Raw genomic sequence first — 267 nt, 5'->3', positions numbered from 1 at the left:
ACAAGACTGCTTGCGTCCACTATGTGGTTCCCAACCAACAAACCCGCACCACCGGTTTGTTGCACAGGAACCAACAACTACATAACAACACCACACCTGCCCTTCACCGGGAAGGGATGTTGTAACCACAAATTTCCCAACCCCCAAAAGGGTTGCGGAGCAAGGGTTACGGCGGTCATAGCGTGGGGGAAACGCCCGGTCCCATTCCGAACCCGGAAGCTAAGACCCACAGCGCCGATGGTACTGCACCCGGGAGGGTGTGGGAGA

The 267-nt window shown here is 56.9% G+C and carries 1 rRNA gene; it reads left to right on the top strand.

Annotation, left to right across the window (positions count from 1 at the left end):
* Positions 1-167: 167 nt before the first annotated feature.
* Positions 168-267, top strand: a 5S ribosomal RNA gene (gene rrf / locus ABFP37_RS22580); the annotation flags it as partial.

This window comes from Burkholderia sp. RS01 (assembly GCF_039748055.1).
In the GTDB taxonomy this organism is placed as follows: domain Bacteria; phylum Actinomycetota; class Actinomycetes; order Actinomycetales; family Micrococcaceae; genus Arthrobacter.
Note: the sequence above shows the minus strand (reverse complement) of the source record. Positions and strands in the feature narration are given on the sequence as shown.